Consider the following 1,052-nt stretch of genomic DNA (forward strand, 5'->3'; position numbering starts at 1 on the left):
GTCGTGACTGCGTGCCTTTTGAAGAATGAGCCTGCGAGTTTGCGGCATGTTGCGAGGTTAACCCGTGTGGGGGAGCCGTAGCGAAAGCGAGTCCGAAGAGGGCGACCTAGTAGCGTGTTCAAGACCCGAAGCGGAGTGATCTAGCCATGGGCAGGGTGAAGCGGAGGTAAGACTTCGTGGAGGCCCGAACCCACCAGGGTTGAAAACCTGGGGGATGACCTGTGGTTAGGGGTGAAAGGCCAATCAAACTCCGTGATAGCTGGTTCTCCCCGAAATGCATTTAGGTGCAGCGTCGTGTGTTTCTTGCCGGAGGTAGAGCACTGGATAGGCGATGGGCCCTACCGGGTTACTGACCTTAGCCAAACTCCGAATGCCGGTAAGTGAGAGCGCGGCAGTGAGACTGTGGGGGATAAGCTCCATGGTCGAGAGGGAAACAGCCCAGAGCATCGACTAAGGCCCCTAAGCGTGTGCTAAGTGGGAAAGGATGTGGAGTCGCAGAGACAACCAGGAGGTTGGCTTAGAAGCAGCCATCCTTGAAAGAGTGCGTAATAGCTCACTGGTCAAGTGATTCTGCGCCGATAATGTAGCGGGGCTCAAGTACACCGCCGAAGTCGTGTCAATCCAGCATGACGGCTAACGCCGGCTGGGTTGGGTAGGGGAGCGTCGTGTGCCGGGTGAAGCGGCCGTGGAAACGAGTTGTGGACGGTATGCGAGTGAGAATGCAGGCATGAGTAGCGATACATACGTGAGAAACGTGTGCGCCGATTGACTAAGGGTTCCTGGGTCAAGCTGATCTGCCCAGGGTAAGTCGGGACCTAAGGCGAGGCCGACAGGCGTAGTCGATGGACAACCGGTTGATATTCCGGTACCCGCTATGCAGCGTCAAACATCGAGGCAGGCGATGCTAAGTCCGTGAAGCCGCCCGTGCACTCTTTGAGTGTGTCGGGAGTGGTGGAGCCGACGGACCAGACTTGTAGTAGGTGAGTGATGGGGTGACGCAGGAAGGTAGTCCAGCCCGGGCGGTGGTTGTCCCGGGGTAAGGGTGTAGCCCG

1 rRNA gene is annotated in these 1,052 nt (G+C 57.8%); it reads left to right on the top strand.

Annotated elements, in window-relative coordinates:
* A 23S ribosomal RNA gene (locus ACWGJ2_RS40520) occupies positions 1 to 1,052 on the top strand; the annotation flags it as partial.

The organism is Streptomyces sp. NPDC054796 (genome assembly GCF_053611545.1).